Source organism: Pantoea conspicua, assembly GCF_002095315.1.
Classification (GTDB): Bacteria; Pseudomonadota; Gammaproteobacteria; order Enterobacterales; family Enterobacteriaceae; genus Pantoea; species Pantoea conspicua.
In genome coordinates this window covers 1-326 of record NZ_MLFN01000119.1, presented here as the reverse complement: position 1 = coordinate 326, position 326 = coordinate 1, and the positions used below count along the sequence as shown (strand labels likewise).

General features: G+C 52.8%; 1 protein-coding gene. It reads left to right on the top strand.

The window, feature by feature from the left end:
- A partial coding sequence (locus HA41_RS19470) for an EF-Tu/IF-2/RF-3 family GTPase (RefSeq protein ID WP_244175157.1) occupies positions 1–326 on the top strand: 326 nt, incomplete at both ends.

The following is a 326-nucleotide window of genomic DNA, read 5'->3' as shown; positions in this document are numbered from 1 at the left end:
GTATTCTCAATCTCTGGCCGTGGTACTGTTGTGACCGGTCGTGTTGAGCGCGGCATCGTTAAAGTCGGCGACGAAGTTGAAATCGTAGGTATCAAAGATACTGCGAAATCAACCTGTACCGGTGTTGAGATGTTCCGTAAGCTGCTGGACCAGGGTCAGGCAGGCGAGAACTGTGGTGTTCTGCTGCGCGGTATCAAGCGTGAAGACATCCAGCGTGGCCAGGTTCTGGCTAAGCCAGGCTCAATCAAGCCGCACACCCAGTTCGAGTCAGAAGTTTACGTTCTGTCTAAAGACGAAGGTGGTCGCCATACTCCGTTCTTCAAAGG